Annotated in this window: 2 protein-coding genes; both read right to left on the reverse strand. The window is 48.9% G+C overall.

Annotated features, from left to right (window positions below; translation table 11 throughout):
* Window positions 1-543: glutathione S-transferase family protein (locus tag A3750_RS13360; RefSeq protein WP_068548356.1), on the reverse strand; the 543-nt coding region annotated here is incomplete at its 3' end.
* Between the two features lie 99 nt (window positions 544-642).
* Entirely contained in the window at window positions 643-1002 is a 360-nt protein-coding gene (locus A3750_RS13365) for a hypothetical protein (RefSeq protein WP_068452953.1), read from the reverse strand.
* Window positions 1003-1071 lie beyond the last annotated feature (69 nt).

Raw genomic sequence — 1071 nt, forward strand, 5'->3', positions numbered from 1 at the left:
CTCCAACGGAAAGCTCATTTGGAAATCGGCACCCGTCAACGTGTCCCCCACGAACCATTCTTTCCCAGCCAGATGCGTTTCAATAAATGCCAGAAGGCTGTCTATCTCAGGTTGAACGAAGTCGCCCATCACTTTCGCCGATATTCCCTTGGCAATAGGTTTTACGAAAAATGGCATTGGGCTTTCCTTCACTTTGTCGAACAGCAACGCCATTAACAAAGGAGGCATCAAGGAGCCTTCCGAAAAGTGAAGCCAGTAGCTCACATCGGTCTCTTTCTGACCAGCCTCTGGCTTGAATGCACCGTTTTTATCATACGTTCGAAGGAGGTATTCAATGATCGTACCGGATTCTGCGACGGTGATATCACCATCAGTGATCACCGGTGACTTGCCGAGTGGATGCACCTTTTTGAGACTCTTCGGAGCACGAATGGTGACGGGGTCTCTCTCGTACAGTTTGATCGTATAGTCGACGCCAAGCTCTTCGAGGAGCCAAAGAATCCGTTGAGATCGAGAATGGTTTAGATGATGTAATACCAACATAGTATGAGTCCCTGAGTTGAGTGAGTCAGCATGGTGTGATTAATCACCACGCTGACATTGACCTGTTATTGTTTTCTAACGCTCGATGCATACGCTTGGTTAAGGTATTTGGATCTTTGGCCCCCCTTCGGAACCAGGCACAACGATCTGTGATGCTTGCTGACGGCGCATCTCTTGTAGCTCTTTCATTGTGTCTTCCATCGCCTGTGCAGCGCCATCTGAAAATGCTTCTACGGCAGCAGCAAGATTATCCACTGGAAGCTCAAAACTTAGAGGCAGCGCTCCGGCAGGCGTCATCATTTGCGCCTGCCCAAGGTACTGAACGGCTCGAGAATCGTCGCGCTCTCCGTCCTGCGTCACGGGCGTCATAACACGGATGGTTCCGATTTTTTGATCTGTATACATATCTTCGCGATACAAGTTGGCTGCATCCATATTCATCTGTGGTTCGTCTGACATAGCTTTTCCTGAGAGTTCTTGGTTAGTTTAATGGATGAGGCCAAAGATCTGGCTTCTGTGCTGCGTCTT

This window comes from Oleiphilus sp. HI0079 (assembly GCF_001635105.1).

Coding starts and splice junctions, on each gene's coding strand:
- A3750_RS13365 (WP_068452953.1), bottom strand. CDS start 1,002: ATGTCAGACGAACCACAGATGAATATGGATGCAGCCAACTTGTATCGC.